Annotated in this window: 19 protein-coding genes; all 19 read right to left on the reverse strand. The window is 74.0% G+C overall.

Annotated elements, in window-relative coordinates:
* Positions 1 to 6: 6 nt before the first annotated feature.
* The gene (locus ACYP53_RS19600; protein ID WP_189914225.1) at positions 7 to 558 is read right to left on the reverse strand and encodes a dTDP-4-dehydrorhamnose 3,5-epimerase family protein; all 552 of its coding nucleotides are present in this window, start codon (positions 556 to 558) and stop codon (positions 7 to 9) included.
* On the reverse strand, positions 555 to 1,811 hold the full coding sequence (locus ACYP53_RS19605) for a polysaccharide pyruvyl transferase family protein (RefSeq protein ID WP_459648294.1): 1,257 nt from the start codon (positions 1,809 to 1,811) through the stop codon (positions 555 to 557). The genes ACYP53_RS19600 and ACYP53_RS19605 overlap by 4 nt, the downstream gene beginning before the upstream one ends.
* Entirely contained in the window at positions 1,808 to 2,755 is a 948-nt protein-coding gene (locus ACYP53_RS19610; protein WP_189914227.1) for a glycosyltransferase family 2 protein, read from the reverse strand. The genes ACYP53_RS19605 and ACYP53_RS19610 overlap by 4 nt, the downstream gene beginning before the upstream one ends.
* Positions 2,752 to 4,080: a hypothetical protein gene (locus tag ACYP53_RS19615; protein WP_459649791.1), complete on the reverse strand. Its 1,329-nt coding sequence runs from the start codon at positions 4,078 to 4,080 to the stop codon at positions 2,752 to 2,754. Before ACYP53_RS19615 ends, ACYP53_RS19610 begins: the two co-directional genes overlap by 4 nt.
* Before the next feature lie 5 nt (positions 4,081 to 4,085).
* Positions 4,086 to 5,369, reverse strand: a complete 1,284-nt coding sequence (locus ACYP53_RS19620; RefSeq protein ID WP_459648295.1) for a DUF4910 domain-containing protein — start codon at positions 5,367 to 5,369, stop codon at positions 4,086 to 4,088.
* Complete coding sequence (locus ACYP53_RS19625) at positions 5,357 to 6,382, reverse strand: NAD-dependent epimerase/dehydratase family protein (RefSeq protein ID WP_459648296.1); 1,026 nt, start codon at positions 6,380 to 6,382, stop codon at positions 5,357 to 5,359. Before ACYP53_RS19625 ends, ACYP53_RS19620 begins: the two co-directional genes overlap by 13 nt.
* Positions 6,383 to 6,385: 3 nt before the next feature.
* Entirely contained in the window at positions 6,386 to 7,033 is a 648-nt protein-coding gene (locus tag ACYP53_RS19630) for a PIG-L deacetylase family protein (protein WP_459648297.1), read from the reverse strand.
* A complete protein-coding gene (locus ACYP53_RS19635; RefSeq protein ID WP_189914231.1) occupies positions 7,030 to 7,827 on the reverse strand; it encodes a glycosyltransferase family protein in 798 nt (265 codons plus the stop codon). Before ACYP53_RS19635 ends, ACYP53_RS19630 begins: the two co-directional genes overlap by 4 nt.
* Positions 7,824 to 9,059: a class I SAM-dependent methyltransferase gene (locus ACYP53_RS19640; protein ID WP_189914232.1), complete on the reverse strand. Its 1,236-nt coding sequence runs from the start codon at positions 9,057 to 9,059 to the stop codon at positions 7,824 to 7,826. Before ACYP53_RS19640 ends, ACYP53_RS19635 begins: the two co-directional genes overlap by 4 nt.
* A complete protein-coding gene (locus tag ACYP53_RS19645) occupies positions 9,060 to 10,334 on the reverse strand; it encodes a glycosyltransferase family 4 protein (RefSeq protein ID WP_459648298.1) in 1,275 nt (424 codons plus the stop codon).
* Between the two features lie 2 nt (positions 10,335 to 10,336).
* Complete coding sequence (locus ACYP53_RS19650) at positions 10,337 to 11,641, reverse strand: O-antigen ligase domain-containing protein (RefSeq protein ID WP_459648299.1); 1,305 nt, start codon at positions 11,639 to 11,641, stop codon at positions 10,337 to 10,339.
* Between the two features lies 1 nt (position 11,642).
* Positions 11,643 to 13,172 (reverse strand): right-handed parallel beta-helix repeat-containing protein, encoded by a 1,530-nt coding sequence (locus ACYP53_RS19655; protein ID WP_459648300.1) that lies wholly within the window; start codon positions 13,170 to 13,172, stop codon positions 11,643 to 11,645.
* A gap of 32 nt (positions 13,173 to 13,204) precedes the next feature.
* Positions 13,205 to 15,163, reverse strand: a complete 1,959-nt coding sequence (locus ACYP53_RS19660; protein WP_459648301.1) for a heparinase II/III family protein — start codon at positions 15,161 to 15,163, stop codon at positions 13,205 to 13,207.
* Complete coding sequence (locus ACYP53_RS19665; RefSeq protein WP_459648302.1) at positions 15,160 to 17,358, reverse strand: bi-domain-containing oxidoreductase; 2,199 nt, start codon at positions 17,356 to 17,358, stop codon at positions 15,160 to 15,162. The genes ACYP53_RS19660 and ACYP53_RS19665 overlap by 4 nt, the downstream gene beginning before the upstream one ends.
* Before the next feature lie 61 nt (positions 17,359 to 17,419).
* On the reverse strand, positions 17,420 to 19,369 hold the full coding sequence (gene asnB, locus ACYP53_RS19670; protein WP_459648303.1) for an asparagine synthase (glutamine-hydrolyzing): 1,950 nt from the start codon (positions 19,367 to 19,369) through the stop codon (positions 17,420 to 17,422).
* A 3-nt stretch (positions 19,370 to 19,372) separates the two neighbouring features.
* Complete coding sequence (locus tag ACYP53_RS19675) at positions 19,373 to 20,902, reverse strand: Wzz/FepE/Etk N-terminal domain-containing protein (protein WP_189914238.1); 1,530 nt, start codon at positions 20,900 to 20,902, stop codon at positions 19,373 to 19,375.
* Complete coding sequence (locus ACYP53_RS19680; protein WP_459648304.1) at positions 20,899 to 22,260, reverse strand: Wzz/FepE/Etk N-terminal domain-containing protein; 1,362 nt, start codon at positions 22,258 to 22,260, stop codon at positions 20,899 to 20,901. The genes ACYP53_RS19675 and ACYP53_RS19680 overlap by 4 nt, the downstream gene beginning before the upstream one ends.
* Positions 22,257 to 23,537, reverse strand: a complete 1,281-nt coding sequence (locus tag ACYP53_RS19685) for a glycosyltransferase family 4 protein (protein ID WP_189914240.1) — start codon at positions 23,535 to 23,537, stop codon at positions 22,257 to 22,259. The genes ACYP53_RS19680 and ACYP53_RS19685 overlap by 4 nt, the downstream gene beginning before the upstream one ends.
* The gene (locus ACYP53_RS19690) at positions 23,527 to 24,843 is read right to left on the reverse strand and encodes a nucleotide sugar dehydrogenase (protein WP_459648305.1); all 1,317 of its coding nucleotides are present in this window, start codon (positions 24,841 to 24,843) and stop codon (positions 23,527 to 23,529) included. Before ACYP53_RS19690 ends, ACYP53_RS19685 begins: the two co-directional genes overlap by 11 nt.
* Positions 24,844 to 24,868 lie beyond the last annotated feature (25 nt).

Raw genomic sequence — 24,868 nt, forward strand, 5'->3', positions numbered from 1 at the left:
CCGGCCTCACCCCTTCCTGTGCCGCAGGACCTCGGCGAGGCTCGGTGCCTCGCTGTCCCGCTTGGACACCGACACGGCCGGCAGCGGCCAGGGGACGGCGAGTTCCGGGTCGTCGAAGGCGATCGTCACGTCCTCGGCCGGATCGTGCGGCCGGTCGATCCGGTACGAGACGTCGGCGGTGTCGGTCAGCGCCTGGAAGCCGTGCGCGCACCCCGCCGGGATGTACACGCTCACCTGCGTCTCGCCGGACAGTTCGAAGTGGGCCTGGTTGCGGTAGGTCGGCGAGTCCGGCCGCAGGTCCACGACGACGTCGAAGACCTTCCCGGACGAGCATCGCACCAGCTTGGCCTCGCCGGCGCCGGAGCGCAGGTGCAGGCCGCGCAGCACGCCCAGGACGGAGCGGGACAGGCTGTGCTGGACGAAGGCGTCCGGGTCGAGCCCCACCGAGCGGATCACCTCGGCGTCGAAGGTGCGGCAGAAGAAGCCGCGTTCGTCCGCGTAGGGTGTGGGTTCGAACAGGTACGCGCCGGCGATCGCCGGGACTTCGGTCACCTTCATGGAGCCTCCCGCTGGGCTTGGCTGTGGGTGTCGGATCGGGTCCGGGCGTGGTCGGCGCTCGGGAAGAGGGCCGCGGTCAGGGCGGTGAACTGGTGCTCCAGGCGCCGGGCGGCGGTCAGGTTCCGCTCGGTGAGGGTCCGTCTCAGCTCCATCGATCTCTTCTCCAGGTCCCGGAACTGTTCGAGCAGGCGGTCGGCGTCGACCTCGCGCGCCGGGTGGCAGTACGCGCCGAGGCCCATGTCCGCCATGAGCGCCTCGCTCTTGGTCGCGTAGCAGAGCGCGAGCACCGGCGTACCGGTCTTCAGCGCGCAGATCAGGTTGTGGTAGCGGACGGCCACCACGGTGTCGGCGGCCGTCATCTCCGTCATCAGGTCGGCCAGTGAGGCCGGTTCGGCGGCGGTGACCAGCGGGGAGTCCACCGCGTCGAGGATCGCGTCGACCACCGAGGTGTCGCACGCGTCGCCGGTGAGCAGCCGGACCTGCCTGCCCTCCTCGACCAGCACCCGGACGAACCGGATCGTCCCGTCGAGGTAGCGCCGGTGGATCTCCTCGGCGCGGGCGCGGTCGTCGTTGCCGCCGTGGAAGTCCATGACGCCGAGGCAGACCGGGCCCGGCGTACCGGAAGGCGTGCTCTTCGGCGGCGTCGGCAGGGAGAACGCGAGGTCCGGGTAGACCTCGTCGCGCGCGGTGTCCACGCCCATCGCCCGCATCGCGTCGCGGGAGGGGACGTCCCGGTACGACCGGTACGCGGCCAGCCGCGCCGACCAGCGCACCAGGGCCCGGACCGGCCGGTCGCGGATCCCGGCGGCGCCGACGCTGACCAGCGCGACCCGGGTGCCCAGCAGCCGGCCGCTCGCGCAGAGCAGGAACAGCGCGTACGGGAAGCCCCACGGCCGCAGCGGCAGGGTGGCCTCCAGGACGCCCATGCCCGGCACGATCACCACGTCGTGCCGGCGCACCCAGGCGGCGGTGCGCACGGCGTCGACGAGCTTGCCCACGCCCTTCGCCGCGACGGCGCCCGCCCGCGAGGCGGTCCGGTACTCGGCGCGGTTCCAGTGCAGCCGGGTGGCGGGGATCCGGAACCGGGCCGTCACGGCCTCGGGCCCGCCGCAGAACGCGTCCACGACCGCCTCCGGGTGGTCGGCGCGCAGGTACCCGAGCACCGCCTCCAACGACCCGTCGTTGCCGAGGTTGCCGGAGCCGAGCAGCCCGAACACCCCGACCCGCACCGGCTTTCGGGGCCCGGCGGTCATGACCGCCTCCCTTCGCGGCCGGCCACCAGGGCGTCGACGGAGACGGTGAGCAGGGCCGGGTCGACCGGGGCGCGGTCCTCGACCCGCTCGCCGGCGCCCGGCCGGGCCCGGCTGCCCATCCAGGCGGCCAGGTGGCGGTAGCACTCCCGCCGGTCGGCCGAGGAGAGCGGCGCCCGCCGGACCGCCGAGACGAAGCCCCAGACGTACTCGGCGAGCAGCCGGGCCGTCGGGTGCAGCGGGCCCGCCCGGCGCGGGTCCAGGTTGACGCACCGGGAGCGCTTGGAGGGGTTCGCCCGCTCGGCCCGGGTGGGGTGGTCGCGGCGGAAGTACAGCAGCTCGGGCACCTGGTGGAAGGGCCCGTACAGGCCGAGCTCGGTGACGAAGGTGCGGTCGGCGTGGTGGTAGCTGTCCATCGGCTTCACCCGGCGCAGCACGTCGGCCCGGATCACCCCGTAGAAGTCGTCGCCGCCGGGCTCGAACAGCATGCTGCGGAAGCGCTCCGGCGCGTGCGGCGAGGCGGTGGCGAGCGTGTACTCGTAGGGGACCTTCACCTGGCCGTCGCCGTCGATGACCGCCTGGTCGGCGTGCGCGAGGATCACGTCCGGCCGCTCGTCCAGCGCCTCCACACAGCGCAGCAGCAGGTCCCGGCCGTACAGGTCGTCGTGCGAGGCCCACTTGAACAGCTCGCCGCGGGACTCGGCGAACACCAGGTTGTGGTTCGGGGTGGCGCCGATGTTGCGGGGCAGCCGGAGCAGGCGGATCCGCGAGTCCTTCTCGGCGTAGCGCCGGCAGATGTCCGGCGTCCCGTCGGTGGAGGCGTTGTCGGAGACGATCAGCTCGAAGTCCTCGTAGGTCTGGCCGAGCAGGGCGTCGAACGACTCGGCGAGGTACTCCTCGCCGTTGTAGACGGGCAGGCCGATGCTCAGTCTGGGTCGGGCGGTCATGCGGTCCTCACTTCGGGGATGTCGTCCTCTGGTGCGGGGGTGGGTCCGGGGGTGGGGGCGCGGTGGTGCTCGCGCAGGGCGGCCCTCAGCTGGAGCCACCAGACGGCCGAGCCGCAGGCCGTCGCGGCGGCGACGCCCCAGGCGGAGCCGGCCGTGCCGGCCACGGCCGCGCCGCCGAGGCCGAGGCCGGCGTAGCAGGCGGAGGCGAAGAGCTGGCAGCGCAGACTGCGCCGGGCCGCGGCGAGCGCCCGCAGCCCGGCCGCCGCGCCGCTGCCGAGGCCGGCGCCCGCGACGCCGAGGGTGGCGGGCAGGATGAGCCGGGAGGCGTCGTGCCAGACGCCGCCGAGGACGAGTTCGCCGAGCCGGTCCGGCATCAGCAGCAGCGCCGCGCCCCAGAGCAGCGCGGCGGCGGCCTGCCCGCCGCCCAGCAGGAGGCAGAACCGGCCGAGCGCGTGCGGTGCCCGCCGCAGCACCCGGGCCGCCTCCGCGACGGTGACCAGCGACAGCCCCATCAGCAGGGCGAGGAACGGGCCGAGCAGGAGTTCGGCGCCGCGGACCGCTCCCACCGCCCCGACCCCGACGATCGCGCCGAGCCCGTACGCCCGCAGCTGGCCCGCGCCGCTGAGGCTGACGTTCTCGACCAGGTAGCGGCTGCCGAGGTCGCGCTGCTCGCGCAGCCAGCCGCGGGCCTGCCCCACCCGGGGCCGCAGGCCCGACTGGACGCAGCCGTAGCCCGCGGCCACCGCGGCGGCGGCTCCCCAGGCCAGCAGGAAGGCGGCCACGGTGCCCACCCGGGCGGCCACGACCATGGCGGGGACGAGCGCGAGGCCGCAGACCAGGTCGTTGGTGAAGGCCTTCCGCCCGGCCCCGGCGGCGAAGAAGGCGAACCGCCAGGCGTCCTGGAGCAGCAGCGCCGGCAGGGCGACGCCGAGGCAGGCGAAGGCGGCCCCGACCCGGCCGCCGAGGCCGAGCCCGACCAGCAGGCAGACCGCGCCGAGGACGGTCCCGACGCCGAGCGCGGCCCCCGCCGACCGGGCCGCCGCCGAGCGCCAGGACGCCTCCGGCGCGCCGCTGAAGCGCACCACGAGCGGGTCGGTGGCCAGCCCGCGGGCGACGTTGAGCACCACGCCGTAGGTCAGCCAGGCCAGGCTGAACACGCCGAACGCGGTGACCCCCAGCGAGCGGGCCACGTAGATGCCCACCGCGAAGTTGGTCATGCTGGACGCCGCCTGGTCGGCCAGTCCCCAGGACAGCCGGCCGAGGAGTCCCCGTCCGGCGCTCGGGCCCGTCCCCGGGGCCGTCGTCCCCGCCTCCTCGGTGGTCATCGGCGTCATGCCTTGATCAGTCCGGCGCCGTGCAGGGCGTCGGCCGCGGCGGCGACGGTGTCGAAGGGCAGCCCGGACCGTTCGGCGACGTCCAGCAGGCCGTGCTCGCCGTCGGAGAGGCTGAGCACCCAGAGCATGGCCAGCTGGGCCTCCTTGGCGTCGCTGCGGCCGCCGAGCGAGTCGTACAGCCCGCGCCGGCCCAGCTGCGGCTCGCCGTACGGGCTGAGGTTGACGTAGCGCCGGTCGCGGTCGAGGACGGCGAACGCCTCGCGGCAGACGGCGAGGGTGTCCGCCAGCGCCTCCGGGGAGACGAAGTCCGGGTCGTCGGCCGAGGTGTGGTACTCGGGGTACCCGGCGTACGGGGTCCGGGTGAGCGAGCCGACGCCGAGGTCGAACCCGGGCGAGCAGTACTGCCGCTCGTCGTAGCCGTACGGCGTGAACTCCCTGACCTCGTGCGGGCGTCCGGAGGCGCGCAGGACGTGCCGCAGCACCCGGTCGATCTCCGCGTCGCCGCGCCGGCTCTGCTTGTACGTCAGCTGCCCCCGGTCGCCGGCGCAGGCCAGCACCAGCCCGTGCTTGACCTTTTCCACCCGCTCCGCGTTGCGGGCCAGCCAGGTGATCGCCCCGATGGTGCCGGGCGCGAAGACGAACCGGTAGGTGTAGTGGGGCGAGCGACGCGCCAGCTCCCGGGCCAGGAAGACCGCCACCGCGACGCCGGCCATGTTGTCGTTGGCCAGCGACGGGTGGCAGACGTGGCAGGAGACGATCACCTCGTCGGTGACCTGCCCGGGGACGACGTGCTCGGCGTAGGTGAGGTGGCCGTCCGCGAGCGTGGAGTCGATCCGCACCTCGTAGTCGCCGTCCGGCATGGCGTCCAGGGTCTCCTGGGCCAGGCAGAACCCCCATTGCGGCGTGTAGTAGCTGGTGCGGTACGGCACCCAGGTCGGCTGGTCGGGCAGGGTGTGCAGGTGGGCGCGCAGCTCGGCCAGCGGCATGGTCGCCGCCACCGGCACGCTGTAGCCGAGCACGTGCAGGCTGGAGGCGGCGAAGTCGACGACCCGGCGGCCGGCGCCGTCGGCGATGTAGGCGTCCCGGATGTTCCACTCCTGCGGCACCGTCCAGTCGAGCACCTTGGTGCCGGTCGGCACCTCGTGCACCCGCAGCGGGAGGTACTCGCCGACGATGTCCAGGGTGGCGCGCACGCCGTCGCCGGTGATGCTGCGGCAGATCGGGTACAGCCGCTCGACCAGCGCGTGCATCTCCTCGCCGGGCGTGGTCATCGGCGCCACCGCAGGGTGTCGTCGACGGTGCCGGCCCCGGACGCCGCGCGGAGCACCGCGAGCCGGGTGAAGCGCTGCTCGAAGCCCTCCCGGGTCAGCCCGAACTCGCGGTAGGCCTCGGCGAGTTCGAGCGCGCCCCGCTTGACCGTCCACTCGCAGTCGAAGCCGGGGACGGCGGCCCGGAAGCGGGAGAAGTCCACCCGGTAGGAGCGGGGGTCGGCTCCGTTCTCCCCGGTGATCCGCACCTTCGCGCCCTCCACCGCCTCGGCGACCTGCCCGGCGATCTCGGCGACGGTGACGTTGTTGGTCTCGCTGCCGATGTTGAACGCCTCGTCGTGCACCGCCTCGCGCGGCGCGGCCAGCGCGGCGGTGAAGGCCCGGGCGATGTCGGCGGCGTGCACCAGCGGGCGCCAGGGGGTGCCGTCGGAGAGCACCAGCACCTCGCCGGACAGCAGCGCGTGGCCCACCAGGTTGTTCAGCACGATGTCGGCGCGCAGCCGGGGCGAGTAGCCGAAGGCGGTGGCGTTGCGCATGAACACCGGGCTGAAGTCGCCGTCGGCCAGGTCGTGCAGGTCGTCCTCCACCCGCACCTTGGACTCCGCGTACGGCGTCACCGGGCGCAGCGGGGCGTCCTCGGCCACCAGTTCGTCGCCGCCGGCGGCGCCGTAGACCGAGCAGGTGGACGCGTACAGGAAGCGCCGTACCCCGGCGTCCCGGGCGAGCCGGGCCAGCCGTACCGAGGCGTGGTGGTTGATGTCGTAGGTGAGGTCCGGCGCCAGTGAGCCCAGCGGGTCGTTGGAGAGCGCGGCCAGGTGGATCACGGCGTCCACCCCGGCCACCTGCTCGGCCGTGACGTCGCGCAGGTCCACCCGGTGCCCGGGCGGGTCGGCGGGCGCCGGGCCGAGGACGCAGTCCGCGAACAGGCCGGAGTCCAGCCCGACGACCTCGTGCCCGGCGGCCGCGAGGACCGGGGCCATCACGGTGCCCAGGTAGCCCTGGTGTCCGGTCAGCAGTACGCGCATGGGTCAGCCCTCCAGGTCGAGCGTCAGTTTGGTGGCGGCGAACGCCTCGGCGTAGCGCGCGTGGCATTCGATGCCGCGGATCCGGGCCAGCCCGAGGAAGGCCTCCCGGTCGTACCAGGGGCGGTGGCGCTGCGAGGGGTAGTGCTCCTGCAGCAGCCGGACCTTCCGTTCGGCGATCTCCGGGGTGAGCGGCTGGTAGGCCGTCGGGCGGCCGAGGTCGGCGTCCCACTTGACGATCTCGTAGCCGAGTACCAGGTGGTCGCGGAAGGCGGTGGTCATCAGCTTCGCCAGGCCGCGGTGGTCCTGGTGGGCGTCCTCGGTGCGCGGGGCGAGGACGAGGTCGGGCTCGCCGCGTCCGCGCAGTTCCTCGACGGCGGCCTTGGCCTCGTCCCAGTGCGCGGGCAGCCGGCCGTCCGGCAGTTTGAGGACGGTCAGCCGCAGGTCGGCGCCGGGGCAGAAGGCGGCGAGCGCGGCCCGTTCCTCCTGTTCCCGCTCGCCGCCACCGCCGGAGAGCACCAGCGCGTCGACCCGCAGGCCCGGCCGCGCCAGGCACATCGTCAGCAGGGTGCCGCCGGCGCCGATGGCGATGTCGTCGCAGTGCGCGCCGACCGCGACGACGCCGGTCAGGGCGCCGGCCCGGAGGCGGATCACGCGGTCCTCACGCCGGAGCCGTCCTTCTCCCAGACGGCCCACGGGCGCTCGCCCCGGGCGTAGGCCTCGTCGAGCGCCGCGCGTTCCTTCACGGTGTCGGTCGGCTTCCAGAAGCCGCGGTGCTGGTGCGCCACCAGCCGTCCCTGCTTGGCCAGTCCGGCGCAGCCGTCGGCGACCAGGTCCCCGTTCTCCGGGATGTGGTCGAAGACCTCCTGGCGGAGCACGAAGTAGCCGCCGTTCTCCCACAGCGGCAGTTCGCTCACCGCGGTGATGCCCCCGACCAGGTTGTCCTCGCCGAGCTCCACGCAGTGGAACGAGGACTGCGGCGGCACCACCATCATCGACGCGCCGGCGTCCCGCCGGGAGAACCGGTCGATCATCTCCGGCAGCGGGGCGTCGGTGAGCACGTCGGCGTAGTTGGCGAGGAACATCTCGTCGCCGTCCAGGTGGTGGCGCACCCGGCGCAGCCGCTCGCCGATCGGCGACTCGATGCCGGTCTGCGCGAAGGTGATCGTCCAGGAGGAGATGTCGGTGGACAGCAGCTCGGTCTTCCCGCCCCGCAGCACGAAGTCGTTGGACGTCGTCTCCTCGTAGTTGAGGAAGAAGTTCTTGATGTGGTGGGCCCCGTAGCCGAGGCAGAGGATGAACTCGGTGTGCCCGTGGTAGGCGTAGTAGCGCATCACGTGCCAGATCAGCGGCCGCGGCCCGACCATCGCCATCGGCTTGGGCACGTCGTCGTTGGCCCCGCTGCGCATCCGCAGCCCGTAACCGCCGCAGAACAGGACGACCTTCACGGCTTCACCTCCACGATGCTCAGTTCCGGGATGGGGAAGACCAGTCGGCCGCCCCACTCGTGCACGAAGGAGAGCTGCTCGACCAGTTCGGCCCGCAGGTTCCACGGCAGGACGAGGACGTAGTCCGGCCGGTCGGTGGCGATCTGCTCGGGCGGCAGGATCGGGATCCGGGTGCCCGGGGTGAACCGGCCGTGCTTGTAGGGGTTGCGGTCGACCGTGTACGGGAGCAGGTCGGGCCGGATGCCGCAGTGGTTGAGCAGGGTGTTGCCCTTGCCCGGGGCGCCGTAGCCGACCACCGTCTCGCCGCGCTCGGCCGCGTCGATGAGGAAGCGCAGCAGGTCCCGGCGCACCTTGGCCACCCGGGCGGAGAACTCGGTGTACCCGGAGAGCTCCCGAAGCCCGGCGGCCTTCTCCCGGTCCAGCACCTCGGCCACCCGCCGGCTCGGCTCGCCGGCCGCCTCGGCCGGCCGGGCCCACAGCCGGATGGAGCCGCCGTGCGTGGGCAGCAGCTCGACGTCCACGAGCGTGAGCCCGCCGCTCTCCAGCGCCCGGGCCGCGGAGGCGACCGTGTAGTACTGGAAGTGCTCGTGGTAGATCGTGTCGTACTGGTTCTCCTCGATGAGGGTCAGCAGGTGCTGCACCTCGATGGAGACCCAGCCGTCGTCGGCCACCAGGGCGCGCAGCCCCCGGGTGAACCCGACCACGTCGGGGATGTGCGCGTACACGTTGTTGGCGACGACCAGGTCCGCCGGGCCGTGCTTGACGCGGACGTCCGCGCCGGTGACCGGGTCCAGGAACGCCGTGAGCGTCGGCACGCCCTTCTCCCTGGCCGCGGCGCCGACGTTGACCGACGGTTCGATGCCGAGGCAGCGGATCCCCCGCTCCACGACGTGCCCGAGCAGGTACCCGTCGTTGCTGGCGACCTCGACCACGAAGGCCTCGGGGCCGAGGTCCAGCCGCTGGACGGCACCGTCGACGAAGGTCCGCGCGTGGTCCACCCAGGAGGTCGAGTAGGAGGAGAAGTAGGCGTACTGGGTGAAGGTCTCCTCCGGCGTGATCAGCGGGGGGATCTGCGCGAGCCAGCAGTCCGTGCAGACCCGCAGGTGCAACGGGTACGCCGGCTCCGGCCGGTCCAGTTGGTCCGCGGCGAGGAAGCTCTCGCACGGCGGCGTCGCCCCCAGGTCGACGACGCTCCCCAGCGCCGTCGAACCGCAGAGTCGGCATCGTGTCATCTACTGCCCCCATTCCCGCCCGCGCGGGGTTCCCCGGCGCGGGCCAGCGTTTCCGTTCCCTGTCGGCGGCGCGCCGTCGGCGCCGCCGGACCGCCCCGCGATCACGGTGCGGTACTCCTCCACCAGGCGCTCCAGGCCGACGGCCGGGCTGAAGGCCCGTTCGTAGCGGCGCCGGGCGGTCCGGCCCATCTCCCGGTTGGCGGCCGGATCGGCCGTGATCCGGCGCAGGCTCTCCGCGAGCGAGGCCTCCTCGCCCGGCCGGTGCAGCAGCCCCGTCACCCCGTCCTCGACGAGCTCGACGAAGGCGCCGTGCCCGGCGGCGACGGCCGGGACCCCGGCCGCCATCGCCTCCGCGACCACCAGGCCGAAGGTCTCCGGGGAGACCGAGGGAGCCACCACGGCGACCGCTCGCGCGACGGCCTCCCGGCACTGGTCCGGGTCGTACAGGCCGACGTAGCGCACGTCGTCCCGGCCCGCCGCCCAGGCGGTCACCTCGGCCTCCAGCGGCCCCCCGCCGGCCAGCAGGAGCGGTACGCCCACACCGCCGGCCGCGGCGAGCCGGTCCCAGGCGGCCATCAGCAGCCGTACGCCCTTGGGCTCGGCGAGCCGGCCGAGGAAGAGCAGGTGCTCGCCGTCGCCGGTACGGCGGCTGTCCGGCTCGGGCACGAAGTTGTGCTTCACCACCAGCCGTTCGGCCGGCATGCCGGAGCGGACCAGGACGTCGCGCTGCGCCGCGGAGATGCAGAAGAACCGGTCCACGCCGGTCCACCACCGCCGCCGGTTGACCGACATGCTGACCGCGAGCGGCACCGTCGCCAGCCGGGAGTTGCGGTAGCAGCCGTGCCGGACGGCGGGCAGCCCGGTCGCCGACCCGACGCACTCGGTGCACGCCCGGCCGTCCCGGTGCAGGGTGCCGGGCGGGCAGACCTGGGTGAAGTTGTGCAGCGTGGCGACGACGGGCACACCGGCGTCGGCGCAGGCGGCGAGCACCGCCGGGGACAGCAGCGGGAAGACGTTGTGGACGTGCACCACGTCCGGCCGCTCGCCGCGGAGCCGCGCGGTGAGCTCCGCGCGGACCGGCGGGTTCCACGGCACCAGGAGCGGCACCGCGACCTTGCCGAGCAGGGAGCGGGCGGCGATGTCGTCGCTGCGCCGCTCGAACAGGTCGACCCGGTGGCCGGCCGCGCGCAGCAGCCCCACCTCCTCGTCGACGACCCTGTTCTCCCCGCTCGGCTGCGCCGAGGAGTAGCGGTTGTGCACCACCAGGACGTGCACGGTCAGGTCACCTCCTGTGTGCGGTCCCGGCGCGGGCTACGTCGGCGCGGGACCGCGAGTGTGGTCGGCGGCGTGGCCGCGGCGGGTGTGGCGAGCAGCGAGGCGGCCAGGGCCAGGTGCAGCAGGTAGGGCGAGGCGTCGCCGAGCCCGGCCTCGGTGTACGAGGAGATCGCGACGTAGCTGATCAGGAAGATCGCGCAGGCCCGCTCCAGCGAGGGCGGGCGCAGCAGGGCGACGCCGCCCAGCGCCAGGAGGATCGCGGCCACCAGGCCGATGCCGACCAGGCCCTGCTCGTTGTAGACGGCCAGCCAGCTGTTGTCGATCGGCAGTCCGCCGAAGGACTTGTCGCCCAGGCCGATGCCGAAGGCCTCCTCGGGGATGGTCCGGGGCCGGGTCAGCAGGGCGTCCCAGACCTTGGCCCGGCCGGTGAGGTTGGAGAAGTTCTCCTTGCTCTGGCCGCGCATGAACCAGGTCTGCAGCGCGCCGGCGAACGCCACCGCGGCCACCGTGGCCGTCACCAGCGCCCAGGTGAAGAACCGGCGGGCGGCGGTGCTGGTCAGCAGGAGCGAGCCGATCGCCAGCGCCAGGCCGGCGAGCAGGCCGATCGTGGCCGTCCGGGTGTGGGTCATCGCGAGCAGCACGAAGGTCGGCACGATGACCATGGCCGCGCTCTTCCCGGTGGTCCGGCGGCCCAGCAGGAGCAGCACGGTGAGCCCGATGATCACCGCAGAGTACTGGCCGATCTGCGGCGGGGTGAGCGGCCACAGCGCGCCGACCAGGCGCCCGCCGTAGTACTCGGGCATGGCCGTGCCCGGGGAGATGACCAGGCCGGCGGCCACCGACCAGAGCACCGCGTAGTACATCCGGATGTGGGTGCGGACGAGCCGGAAGCTTCCGTCCCACCAGCGGCTGATCAGCCACAGGGTGGTGATGAAGATGGCCAGCCGGGTGCAGCGGAACAGCGCGCCGAGACCGACCTCCAGCTTCAGGCTGGAGATCAGGCTGGGCACCAGCAGCAGGGTGAGCAGGGTGAGGAAGGCGCCGGGCCGGACGCGCAGCCGGGGGTTGAGCAGGAGGGCCAGCGCGAACGCGGAGACCAGCGCGCCCATGGTGGCCATCTGGATGAGCGAGCGGGGCAGCCGGACGACGGTCTTCGCCCCGGCGGAGCCGAGCGTGTTGAGGCCCAGCAGCGCCCAGACGATCCAGACGGCCTTCGGCGTGGCGTCGGGGCGTCCTTCGGCTCCGGCCGGCGTGACCGCCGTGCCCGTTCCGTCCGCCGGCGCGCCGCGAAGCGGGGCCCCGCCCATCTCAACCACCGGCCTTGGTGGTGGCGAAGGTGCTGCCGGTGTCCTGCCGGTACGGCGTGCCCTGCCACTGCCCGGAGTCGAGCGGGCGGCCCGGGTCGTCGGCGACGAAGGTCCACGGGCCGCGGTAGACGTTGTCGTGCCAGCGGTTGTCCTGCTTGAGGGTGATCGCCTCGGCGACCCGCTTGCCCATGTACGGCGACCAGTCCGGGTAGGTGCCGTAGTTGGAGAGCACCGCCATCCGGCCGCAGTCCACGGTGCACTTGACGACGGAGGTGTCGAGGGCGAAGCGGTTGTCGTGGATGTCGACCCGCTGGGTCTTCCACCGGCAGTCGGAGTAGAGCGGCGGGGTGTCGATCGCCGGTTTCACGCAGCGGCCGGGGTCCTTCACCAGCAGGGTGCAGTAGCCGGTCGAGGTGTTGGCCGGGCTGTTGCAGAACCGGTCGGCGTTCTCCCAGAGGGTGATCCCGGACCAGTTGTCCTCCAGCGTGTTCCGGTAGATCTCGATCCGGTCCGTGCGGGCGGGGACCCGGGGTTCGCCGCCGGCCTCCGACAGGTAGACGGCCGCGTGCGGGAAGTCGTCGCCGTCGGCGGCGTGCCGGCGGCCCTCGACCCAGTTGTTCCGCCGGACCGTGTTGTTCCGGATGACGGCGTTGTAGCTGGTCTCGTAGATCAGCGCGGCACCGTCGTTGGCCTCCAGCACGTTGTTCTCGATCAGGAAGTCGTTGTTGTCGTTGTCCGCCCACAGCCCGGTGCCGCGGTTGTCGTGCACCCAGTTGCCGCGGATGTCGGCGCCGTCGACGGCCCAGAACTTGACGCCGCCGGTGCAGCCGCAGCCGGGCTGGCGCCGCTCCCAGTCGTCGGTGTTGTTGCCCGTGATCTCGTTGCCCTCGACCAGCAGGCCCTTGATGGAGTCGCCGGTCTTGTACGCGTTCATGCCGTACTGGCCGTTGTCGCGCAGGCAGCTGGCGCGGACCTGCTGGCGGGCGCCGGCCATCAGCCCGGCGCCGGAGTTGCCCTGGATCGTCGCGTGCTCGATCACCCACCCGTCGGCCATGTCGTGGTTGACCACGCCCTCGTCGTGCGGCGCGACGAAGCCCTGCACGGTCAGGTAGCGGATGGTGACGTCCGGGGCGGTGCCGCTGAACGCGTAGTTGTTGGTCTTCCGGCCGTCGAGCACCGCGCCCGGCGCGCCGAGGTAGGTGTCCCCCTCCTTGGTCATGACCTGGGCGTAGCGGTCCGGTTCGAGGGTGTGGGTGCCCGGGGCCAGCCAGAACGTGGTGTGCGGAGGGCTGTTCCTGGTCTTCGCGGCCAGGTCGTTGACGACCGCCGGGTCGACCGTCACGGCGCCGGGCGGCGCGCCGGCCGGCCCGGCCGGGGGCTCGGCGCACACCCGGGCCGCGGCCACCGGTGCGGTGGGCGGGGGGGTCGGCTCCGCCGGGGAGTCCGACCCGCTCGTGCAGCCGGTCGTCATCAGCAGGGCGAGCGTCAGCACCGCCGCCGACGCCCACCGGTAGCTCCCGGTGATCCCCATCCGCCCCACCTGCCTCATCCCTACCCGTCGCACTAGCCGCGGAACCCGAGCACGGTGGTGAACCCCTGCCCGCCGTCGGTGAAGCCGGTGCCGACCAGCGTGGTGGCCGGCTCCTTGCGTCCGAAGCCGGCCGAGTACCAGCCCAGCGGCGGTCCGGTCTCGCCGCGGTGCGCCCGCCAGGTCAGCTGCCCGGGCAGGTCGAGCACCGCGGAGCGGTCCCGGCCGTCCCGGGTCCAGGTGAGCACGGCCCGGTTCCCCGTCAGGTCCGCGGTGACCGCCGGGCCGAGGTGGAACGCCAGGCGTACCTCCCGGCGCGGGCCGCTCACCTCGTCGAGCACCCGCAGCTCCCGGCTCGCGGCGACCAGTTCCACCCGGCGGCGGTGCACCGACCGCTGGTAGCCGTCGTGCTCGGCGCACCAGCGGGACACCGCCTCGCCGGAGGTGTCGGCGACCAGGACGCGGCTGCGGGCGTGCCGGGTCCACAGGAACGGCCCGCCGGAGACGGACTGGTCCTCGCCGTCCAGCTCCAGGGTGTTGTGGCCCAGCGTCGACCGGAAGTAGCGCCGCCACTCGGGCTGCCCGTGGTAGCAGTACGTCCCCGGGTCCGCGAGCACGTCGACCCCGTCCTGCCGCACCTCCAGGGAGAGCGCGTCCGCGTGGCCGTGCGCGGCGATGGACAGGAACCCGTGCGGGCCGCCGTCGCAGCGGCACCAGATCCCGTCCGGGCCGCGCAGCACGGTCATCCCGGCGTCGGCGAAGTGGGCCCGCCGGCGCGCCGGGCGGGTCACCGCCGGTGTGCTTCCCGGCTTCCCGTACGGCTTCAGGAGCGCGGCCAGCAGCGGGGTGCGGACGTCGGTGCCGGTCACCTCCGGCCACCAGGCGAGCCGGCCGAACACCGCCTCCCCGGTGGCCAGCAGCGAGGCCCAGCGGTCGGTGCCCGCGCCGTCCACGACCAGACCGTGCCCGTCGTCCGCGTCGCCCTGGCGCGGCGGCCGCAGCCGGTCGTCCACGACGGCGGCGAGCGCGTCGGTCATCCGCAGCAGGACCAGCCGGACCGTCCTGGGGACGGGGACGGCGGCGGCGTCCGCCTCGGCCACCGCGGCCAGGCCGAGTTCCAGGACCAGTCCGTGGTACTCGGTGGCCAGTTCGCGGTTGAGGCCGGAGGGGAAGGTGTTGCCGCGCAGGTGCCGCTCCAGCGACCGCAGGGCGCCCGACCGCCAGCGCGCCGAGGAGGGGAACCAGTCGAACGCGCAGGCCGCGGCGAGCTGTCCGGCAGCCTCGGCGATGACGTGGTTGTTCGCCGAGGACCCCCGGCTGGGGAAGGCGGCCAGCCAGCGCTGGTGGTGCCAGATCTGGTCCAGCGCCTCCGGGTTCTCCTCGAACAGTCCGGCGGCGCCCGGCCAGCCGTCGAGCAGCCGGCGGATCCACACCCAGGACAGCAGCCGGATGCCCAGCTCGATGCCGCTGATCCAGTGCACGCCGCGCAGCGGCGGGTTGGCCGTCCACCAGGACCGCAGGTGCGCGGCGACGCGCTCGGCGTACCGCTCGTTCCCGGTGACGGCGTAGGCGGCGGCGAGCACGGTCAGGTACTGGTGCCGGGACGGCTCCCAGATCTGCTTGATGTCGCCGACCGCGTCCTCGTCCCGGTACGGCACGTCGAAGGCGTAGTCGGCCGGGGCCCGGCGCCCGGTCTTCGGGTCGCGCCACCAGTCCGGGGCGGCCAGGTCCGCGCGCTCCACCCCGAAGAACTCGGCGTGCCCGTCCATCAGCCGGTCCGCCGCGGCGACCAGCCGTTTCGCGGCGTCCGGCGGCACCGCGGCGATCGTCCCGGCGGGCAGCACGGCGGTGAACCGGGCGCCGGTCACGACCGGGCGCTCCGGCGGCGCCGACCGCCACCGCCGCCTGCGCAGCGTGTCGCCCACCCGGCCGCCGACCTCCCGCGGTCCCATCCGGGACAGCCGCCGCAGGTACCAGCCCGCGCTCATGGTCATCGCGTCCTCGCCAGGGTCACCGGCGCGCCGCCGGCCAGGGCGGTCGGCACGGCGAGGGTGGCCGCCGTGGTGGCGACCAGCGACTCCAGCGGCACCGGCATCGGGCCGCCGGTCCGTACGGCCTTGACGAACGCGGCCAGTTCGGCGGACTGGCCCTTGTCCCGGGCCTTGGGCAGCCGCGAACTGACCCACCGCTCGGGGCCGTGCACCGAGGCGCGGACGAAATCGTCGAGCTTCAGCACCTTGCCGTCCGCGACCAGGTCCAGCGTCTCCTTGGGGAAGCCGGGGGCGCCGGTGGTGACGTAGCTGATGGTGGCGGTGGAGCCGTCCGGGTAGCGCAGCACCACCTGGAGGTCCTCGTGGCCGGCCGTGGCGACCGCGTACACCGAGACCGGGTCGGCCTCCAGCAGCCAGCTCGCGGTGTCGATGAAGTGCCCGCCCTCGCCGGCGAACCGGGAGCCCTCCGTACCCTGCCGGAGGTACCAGCTGCCGTGCTGCAGCCGGCCCGCGTTGACCAGGTAGCGCAGGCTCGCCGGGCCGGTCCGGACGCCGAGCCGGCTCTTCGCCTGCCGCAGCAGCGGCGCGAACCGGCGGTTGAAGCCCACCTGCAGGCGGTCGTTGCCGGACTCCTCCACCGCCGCGAGCACGCTCGCCAGTTCGTCCTCGGTGAGGGCCAGGGGCTTCTCCACGAACACCGTCTTGCCGGCGAGCAGCGCCTGCCGGGTCAGTTCGGCGTGCGAGCTGTGCCGGGTGACCACGAACACCGCGTCCACGGACGGGTCCCCGAGCACCGCGTCGAGGTCGGTGGTCGCCCGGGCGAAGCCGAACTTCCGCTGGGCGTTGGCGGCGGACAGCGCGGTCGTGGTGACGACGGTGGACAGCGTGACGCCGGCGCGCTGCGCCAGGTGCGGCAGCAGCATCGAGCCCGCGTAGTTCCCGGCGCCGATGAACGCCAGCCGCACCGGCGCGTTCACGGGCCGGGCCGGGGTGGCCGCGGTGCCGGTGCGGCGCACCGCGGGCACCGCCACCTCCGGGGCCTGCGCGGCCCGTTCCGGCTCCCCCTCCCCGGCCGGCCCGGGGTAGCGGAACAGCACGGCGACGGCCTTGAGTTCGCCGTCCTCGAGCCGCCGGTACGTCTCGACGGCGTCCTCGAACTCGGCCACGTGGGAGACCAGGGGGTCCACGTCGACGCGGCCGCGGGCCAGCAGGTCGAGGAAGCACGCCAGGTTGCGGCGCTCGGTCCAGCGCACGTAGCCGATCGGGTAGTCCCGCCCGTCCAGCTCGTACTCGGGGTCGTAGCGCCCGGGGCCGTACGAGCGGGAGAACCGGACGTCCAGCTCCTTCTCGTAGTACGCGTTCCACGGCAGGTCCAGGCGGCACTTGCCGATGTCGACGACCCGGCCCCGGTCCCGGGCCAGGTGGGCGGCCAGCTCGACCGGCTGGTTGCTGCCGCCGCCGGCCGCCAGGTACACCTGGTCCACGCCGTGGCCGCCGGTCAGCTCGGCGACGGCGGCCTCCACGGCCGCGGACCCGGGGTCACCGCAGGCCACCGCGCCCAGGCGCTGGGCGAGCTCGCAGCGCGCCGGGTCCGGGTCGGCCCCGACCACCCGCACCCCGGAGGCGGTGAGGAGCTGCGCCACCAGCTGCCCGATCAGCCCGAGGCCGATGACCAGCGCCACCTCGCCGAGCTGCGGTTCGCCCTGGCGCACGCCCTGCAGCGCGATGGACCCGACGGTGCCGAAGGCCGCGTGCCGCGGCGCGAGGCCGTCCGGCACGGGGGTGTAGAGGTTCTTCGGCACCCAGTTCAGCTCGGCGTGCAGCGCGTGCTCGTTGCCCGCGCAGGCCACCAGGTCGCCGACCTTCACGTCGTCGATCCCGGCACCGACCTGCTCGACCACCCCGCACAGCGAGTAGCCCAGCGGCGTGTAGGAGTCCAGCTTGCCCATCACCTTGCGGTAGGTGGCGGGCAGCCCGTTGGTGGCCACGCTCTGCATGACCTTGGCCACCTGGTCCGGACGGGAACGGGCCTTGCCCAGCATCGACATGCCGGCCTCGGACACCTTCATGAGCTCGGTCCCGGTGGATATCAGCGAGAAGGCGGTGCGGACCAGCACACCGCCCGGCTTGCACCCCGGTACCGGCACGTCGAGCACCGCCAGCTCGCCGCTCTTGTAGTTCTGCACAACCTGCTTCACCGAAGTCCCCTTGTTCTCTCCGCCGTCTTGCTCTCTACGCCGTCGCCCGGGCCCCGCGCCGTCAGGAAGGTGCCGCGGCCCCGCCGGAAGTCACGCCGGAGGCCCCGCCGGAGGTCACTCCGCGGTACCAGTACTCCAGCGTCAGCACGTGCCACAGGTGCTTGGAGAAGTCCTGCTGCCCGGCGGCGTCCTCGGCGGCCAGCCGCGCCAGCGCGTCCCGGCGCAGGAACCCGGAGCGGACCAGCTCGCCGTCGTTGATCACCTCGCGCACCAGGGGTGCCAGGTCCCGGCTCATCCAGGCCCGCAGCGGGGCGCTGAACAGGCCTTTGGGCCGGTAGACGATCTCCCGGGGCAGGACCGAGGTGGCCGCCTCCTTGAGGACGGCCTTGCCCTGCCGTCCGACGATCTTGCGGTCGCCGGGCACCGCGAACGCCGCCCTGACCACCTCGACGTCCACGTACGGCACCCGCACCTCGGTCGACGCCGCCATGCTCGACCGGTCGGTGTATGCGAGGTTCAGGCCCGGCAGGAACATCCGGGCGTCGCCCAGGCACATCCGGTTGACGAAGTCGTCGAGGTCGTTGTCCCGGTACACGTCCGCGTGCTCGGTCAGCACGTCATGGACCGTCCCGGCCAGGTCCGGATCGACCAGGGCGAGCAGGTCCTCCCGGTCGTACATGGTGTAGCTGCGCCGGAACGCGGTCTCCTCCGGCAGGTCGGCGAAGGAGAGGAACCGCTTCGCGAACCGCACCGACCGGAACCCCCGGCTGGCCGTGGCGACCGGCAGCCGGTCGACGGCCGCGGACAGGCCGAGCCGCAGCGGCCGCGGGACCCGCTGGTAGCGCAGCGCCAGCTGATTGGCCAGGTGCTTGCGGTAGCCGGCGAACAGCTCGTCGGCGCCCATGCCCGAGAGCATCACCTTGACCCCGGCCTCCCGGGCGGCCGAGCAGATCAGGAAGGTGTTGATCGCGGCCGGGTCGCCGATCGGCTCGTCCAGGTGGTACGTCATCCGCGGCAGCAGGTCGAGCACGTCCGGGGCGATCTCGATCTCGTGCAGGTCGACGCCGAACCGCTCGGCCACCTGCCGGGCGTAGCGCAGGTCGTCCGGCATCGCCTCGAACCTGGCGTCCTCGGCCCGGAACCCGATCGTGTAGGCGGAGATCCCGGGGTGGTCGCGGGCCGCCAGCGCGGTCAGGTAGCTGGAGTCCAGCCCGCCGGAGAGGAAGGTCGCCACGGGGACGTCGGAGAGCAGGTGACGGCGGGTCGAATCCTCCACGACGGCGGCGATGTCCGGCAGTTCGCCGGCCAGGGCCCGCTCCCGGCCCTCGGCGGCGACCTCCCGCAGGTGCCAGAACCGGCCGCGCTCCACCCGGCCGTCGGGCCGGCACCGCAGCCAGCTCCCCGGCGGCAGCTTCTCCGCCCCGCGGAGCGCGCACCGCGAGTCCGGCACCCAGTAGTACAGCAGGGAGGCCACCATCGCGCCGTGGTCCACCTCCAGCGACCCGCCGGTCGCGGCGGCCAGCGCCTTGAGCTCGGAGGCGAACACCAGGCCCTCGCCGCGCCGGACCAGGAACAGCGGCTTGATGCCGAGCTGGTCGCGGGCGAGCACCAGTTCACCGGTCCGCTCGTCGAAGATCCCGAACGCGAACATCCCGCGCAGCCGGGGCAGGCAGTCCGTGCCCCAGCGCCGCCAGGCCTCCAGCAGCACCTCGGTGTCGGAGGTGCCGCGGAAGCGCACCCCGGCGGCCGACAGTTCGGCCCGCAGCTCGGGCGCGTTGTACAGCTCGCCGTTGTACGTCAGGACCAGGCCGTCCGAGACCATCGGCTGGGCGCCGGTCTCGGACAGGTCGACGATGGCCAGCCGGCGGTGCCCCAGCTGCACCTCGCCGTCGCCGAGGGAGTGGCCGTACCGGCCCGACCCGTCCGGACCGCGGTGGGCGAGGGTGTCGGTGAGCAGGTCGGTCACGACCTTCCCGTCCGGCCATCGGTACGCGCCTGCGATGCCACACATGTCCTACCTCGCCTCCTGGTCGCTGTCCGGGACCCGTGCGGTCCACATCGGTCGTCGCTCCGTCCGCCGCCGACCCGTCCCGTTCTGCCGGGCCGTCCGCTCGGTGCGGCCGGCCGCGGGGATGCGCGGCCCGTCCCAGAGCGTGCCGTCGGTCCGGTCCCCCGGATCGGGGTCGATCAGCACCACGCCGATCACCGGAATGTCCTGGTCGGCGAGTTGCCGCGCCACGGTGTGCAGCCATGCGGCGCTGCCGTGCCCGGCCCGTACCACGAGCACGGTCCGGGTGCCGAGGTGGCGCAGGTCGGTCCAGGCCGTGCCGGGTGCCACCGAGCCGACGCCGAGCCGGAGTTCCTGACCGGCGGTGGCCGCGGCCGAATCGTCGGCGACCACGGTCGGGTCCCCCGGCTGCGGGCGGCGCTTGGCGAGCTGCGGGCCGGGCAGACCGTCGACGACCACCACCGGCCCCTGCTCCCCCAGCTCCCGGCCGAGGTCCAGGGCGATCGCGCCGACGCTTCCCGCGCAGCCCAGTTCGAGCAGCGACACCGGCTCCGCGGAGCCGCGTACGGTACGGGCCAGGGTCGTGGTGAGCCGCGTCCGGGCCGCTCGGGCCCGCCGGCCCCGCAGCCGGCCGGCCGACCGGCGGGGCAGGCCGCGCAGCTCCGCGATGACGGAGGCGCCGAGGTTCGCCGCGATGTCCCGGCGCAGCACCGGGCGGTCCGCCACCACCGCGCCGACCGCGGCCCAGGTGATCCCGAGGACGAGTCCGAGGACGAGCCCGATCGCGGCGTCGGTGGCGGCGGTCTTCGGCAGCGACTGCCGCACCGCGTGCGGGGCGTCGACGATCTGGGTGCCGGCGACGAGCCGGGGCGTGCCGACCCGCGCCGCGGCGGCGCGCTGGCCGAACTCGGTGATCCGCGAGGTGAGGTCGGCCCGGCTGGAGTAGAGCGACTCCAGGTTCGCCGAGCCCTTCGGTCCGCTCTGCTGCGGTGCGTCCCCGATCGCCGCGTTGATCTGGGCGAGCTCCTCCCGCATCCGGTCCCGCTGGTCGAGCAGCGCCTTGGCCTCGGCGTCCGCGGCTTCCTGGATCCGCCGGACGTGGTCCGCGACGAAGGCGTCGGCCAGCGCCTTGGCGCGGGCCACCGCCTCCGCGTCGCTGGGGCCCTTCACGTCGATCTCCAGCAGGTTGTTGGTCAGGCCGACGCCCGCGTACTCCGTCATGAAGTCCTCCGGCTTCTCCGAGGAGCCGAGGGACTGCAGGGCCTTGGCGGCGATCCCCGTGGTCTGCAGCACGGCGACGTCGGTGCGGATCAGCGTCCCGGAGTCGTTCGGCTGGTCCGCCTCGTGCGCGACCAGCAGCTTGACCACCGCGCTCGGCGGCGGCGGCTTGAGCACGGCCACCGCCGCGCCGAGCAGCAGCCCGATCAGCGCCATGGCGCACCACAGCCGGCGGCGCCTGCGCACCGCGGCCACCAGCGCCTGCAGGTCCAGGAGCGGGGCGGCGGCCGGCGGCTCCGTTGTCGTGGTCGTCGTCACCCGGCCGCTCTCCTCGTGTCGTCGCCGCCCACGAGCACCGGCTCGGGCGCGTCCGGACGGGTGTCGGCGGAGCGCGTCGGACGGCCCCGGACCAGGTCGGCGACGACCACGCCGACCACCTCCTGCCCGGCCTCCGCACACGCCCCGGCGATGCCGGCGAGCTCGGCCGCGGTCCGGCTGCCCGCGCTGAGCACGACCAGCGCGCCGGACTCGTCCTCGCGGTCGGGCAGCAGCGGCCGGGTCACCGACACCTCCACCACCCGCAGCAGCGGCTCGCCGTCCGCCTCGGCGGCGAGCCGTTCGGCGGCCCGGCGGGCCGGCCCGTCCCCGTCCGGAACGACGACCAGCAGCCGGCGGGAGGCCGGCAGCCGGTCCCGGAGGCGGGCGCAGACCCGCCGGTAGCGGACCCGCCGGCCGGCCTCGTCGCCGGAGGCGTGCGGGACCGGCAGGTCCCACCGGGTGTCGAGGCCCAGCAGCCGGCGGACCAGGGCCCGCGGGCCGCGGTCCCGGGCCGCCTTCGCGGACCGTTCGGCGGTGACGTCGACGGTGCCGAGGAGCACCGAGCCCAGCGCCGCGGCGGTCTCCGGTTCGGTGCGCAGCCGCCGGCTCGTCCGGGCGGCGGTGAGGTGGCCGATGATCCCGAGCAGGAGGGCCACCAGCGCCCCGCCCGCGACGAGCTGGATCCTGGTCGGCGCCGCCTGGCCGGTCGGCCGGGCCGCCGACCCCATGACGACCATGGACTTGTTGGCGGACGGGTCGGCCTGGTCCAGCTTCTTGACGGCGTCCTGCAGCGCGGTGCGCAGCTTCTCCAGTTCGGTACGGGTCTGCACGCTGTCCATGCCCTGTCCCGGGGCGGCCGCGTCGGCCAGCTCGGTGATCCGGCGGCTCGCCTGCGCCACCAGCTGCCGCAGCGCCTCGGGCTGCGCCGCCTCGGGGTCGGTGCCGTCGCCCGCGATCCGGGCGGCGAAGGTGACGAACTGCCGGGCCACCTGGTCGGAGAGCTGCTGCGCGCGCTCCGGGGTCTCGGCGGTGCCCGAGATCTTGATGATGTTCCCGTCCGCCGCCGTGGCGGTCACCCGGTCCCGCAGGTCGCTGCCGCTGACCCCGGACCAGCCGAGCGTGGCGGCCACCCGGTCGATCACCACCGAACTGGACGCGATCTCCGCCTGGGTGAGCAGCTCGCGCTCCTGCCACGCCCCCGGCAGCAGCACCGACGCCGAGGTCGTGTACTGCGGCGGGAACAGCGCGGAGCCCCCGTAGCCGGCGAGCGCGCCCACCACCGCGAGGACGGTGAGCAGCCGCCAGCGCCGGCGCAGGATCCGGCCGATCGTGGCCAGGCGTATCGTGTCGTCGTTCAACGGAGCGGCCTTCTCCCCGCCCGCTTCCGGCCGCGCGCCGCCACCGGGGCCCGGTCGCCGCAGGCCGCGGCGTAGGCGGCGAGCAGCGCCCGCTGGGAGTTCCGCCAGGACAGCGGCCCGTTGACCCGCTCCTGGCCGAGCTTGCCCATCCAGGCCCGCTTGTCCGGGTCGTCCAGCAGCTGCGCGATCAGCCCGGCGAACCCGCTCTCGTCGTTGGCGGGCGCGTAGACGGCGGCGTCCCCGGCGGAGACCCGGGCCTCGCGGAGGTCGAAGGAGACCATCGGCCGGCCCATCACCATGTACTCCAGGACCTTGTTCATGGTCGACACGTCGTTGAGCGGGTTGCGCGGGTCCGGGGAGAGGCAGACGTCCGCCGTGGACAGGTAGCGCGCCAGGTCGGCGTCCGGGACGCGCCCGGTGAACTGCACCTGCTCCGAGAGCCCGAGCCGCCCCGACAGCTCCACCATCGCGTCGAAGGTGTCGCCGCCGCCGACGAACACCGCGTGCCAGTCGGTCCGGCCGAACTCGTCGCGCAGCTTCGCGAGCGACCGCAGGGCGTAGTCGACGCCGTCCTGCGGACCCATGACGCCCAGGTAGCACAGCAGATGGGGCTTGCCGCGCTTGAGCTCCGGCTCGGGCGGCACCGGCTGGAAGCGGTCGGTGTCGGGCGCGCTGCGCACCACGAAGACGTCCTCCGGCCGCTTGCCGCCGCGGCGCAGCGCGACGTCCCGGTAGCTCTCGTTGGTGGCGAGCACGATGTCCGCGGCCCGGTAGGTGAGCCGCTCCAGCGCGCACACGGCGCGGTAGAGCAGGTCCTCGCCGCGGTCGAACCGGGAGAGGTACAGCTCGGGGACCAGGTCGTGCTGGTCGAACACGAACCGGGCACCGCGCCGCTTCAGCCACAGGGCGGGCAGGAACAGCAGGTCGGGCGGGTTGCAGGCGTGGACCACGTCGACCGGGCCGACCTGGCGGGCCAGCCGGGCCGTGTGCCACAGCGCCGATCCGTACTCCCGCAGGTAGCCGGCCGGTCCGCCGGTGGCCGCGTGCAGGGGGTAGCGGTGGATCCGCACCCCGTCGATCACCACCTCCCGTTCGGTGTCCCGCTTGCTGCCCAGGGGACAGATGACGTCCACCGTCCAGCCCGCGTCGCGCAGCGTGGTGCACTCCTGCCACACCCGCCGGTCGAAGGGCACCGACAGGTTCTCCACCAGGATCAGCGCGCGACGGGCCGGCCCGTCGCCGCCGACCGCGGCGCTCGACGACGCGTCACCAGGCAAGGCCCACGTACCCCGGTTCGGTCCGGCGCGCGTCGGCGTCGGGCAGGTGGACGAGGTCGACGATCACCGTGCCGTCGCCGTGCGGCAGCGCGGCCAGCACGGCCGGGTCCGCCGTCCCGACCACGCACACCTCGGCGTGGCCGAGCACCTCGTCGACGGAGTCCGTGAGCAGCTGCGCGAGGTGGGGCAGCCGGGTCTCGATGTACTCGCGGTTCGCGCCGAGCAGCCGGGAGAGGTTCACGTTGGGGTCGTGGATCCGCAGGTCGTAGCCCTTGCCGAAGAGCCGCTCGGCCAGCTCGACGAGCGGGCTCTCGCGGAGGTCGTCGGTGCCGGGTTTGAAGGACAGGCCGAACAGGCCCACCCGGCGCTTGCCGGTGCGCTCGATCAACTCCAGTGCGCGCCCCAGGTGTTCGGCGTTGGAGGGCAGCACGTGGGAGAGGATGGGCACCGCGACGTCGGCCTGCCGGGCCGCGTGGACCAGGCTGCGCAGGTCCTTGGGCAGGCAGGAGCCGCCGAAGGCGAAGCCGGGCCGCAGGTAGGCGGGGCTGATGTTCAGCTTGCGGTCGGCCAGGAACACGTCGATCACCTGGTGCGAGTCCACCCCGAGCGCCCGGCAGACCGCGCCCAGCTCGTTCGCGAAGCCGATCTTGAGGCCGTGGAACGCGTTGTCCGCGTACTTGATCGCCTCGGCCGTCGGGACCGGCACCCGGAACACCTCGCCGGGCAGGCCGTCGTACAGCGCGGCGACCACGTCCCCGCTCGCGGCGTCGAGCTCGCCGATGACGGTCTTGGGCGGGTCGAAGAAGTCCCGCACGCTGGTGCCCTCGCGCAGGAACTCCGGGTTGACCGCGACCCCGAAGTCCACCCCGGCGGTGCCGCCGGTGTGCTTCTCCAGGATCGGCACCAGCAGGTTCAGGCAGGTGCCCGGGAGCATGGTGCTGCGGAAGACGACGGTGTGCCGCCCGTCCCGCTCGGCCAGCGCGGCGCCGATCTGCTCGGCCACCCGCTCCAGGTAGGTGGTGCAGAGGCTCCCGTTGGGCTCCGACGGCGTGCCCACGCAGACCAGCGACACGTCGCTGGCCATGACCGCCTCGCGGACGTCGGCGGTGGCGCGCAGCGCTCCGGCCGCCACCACCTCGGCGATCAGCTCGCCGATCCGCTCCTCGACCACCGGGGCCTTGCCGTCGTTGACCAGGTCGACCTTCACCTGGTTCACGTCCACTCCGATGACCTCGTGACCGAGGCCGGCCAGGCACGCGGCCGACACGCAGCCCACGTAGCCGAGCCCCAGGACGCTGATCCTCATGACTCGTTCCTCCCCTCCGGCAGGC

The sequence above is a fragment of the Kitasatospora sp. Ki12 genome (assembly GCF_054601375.1).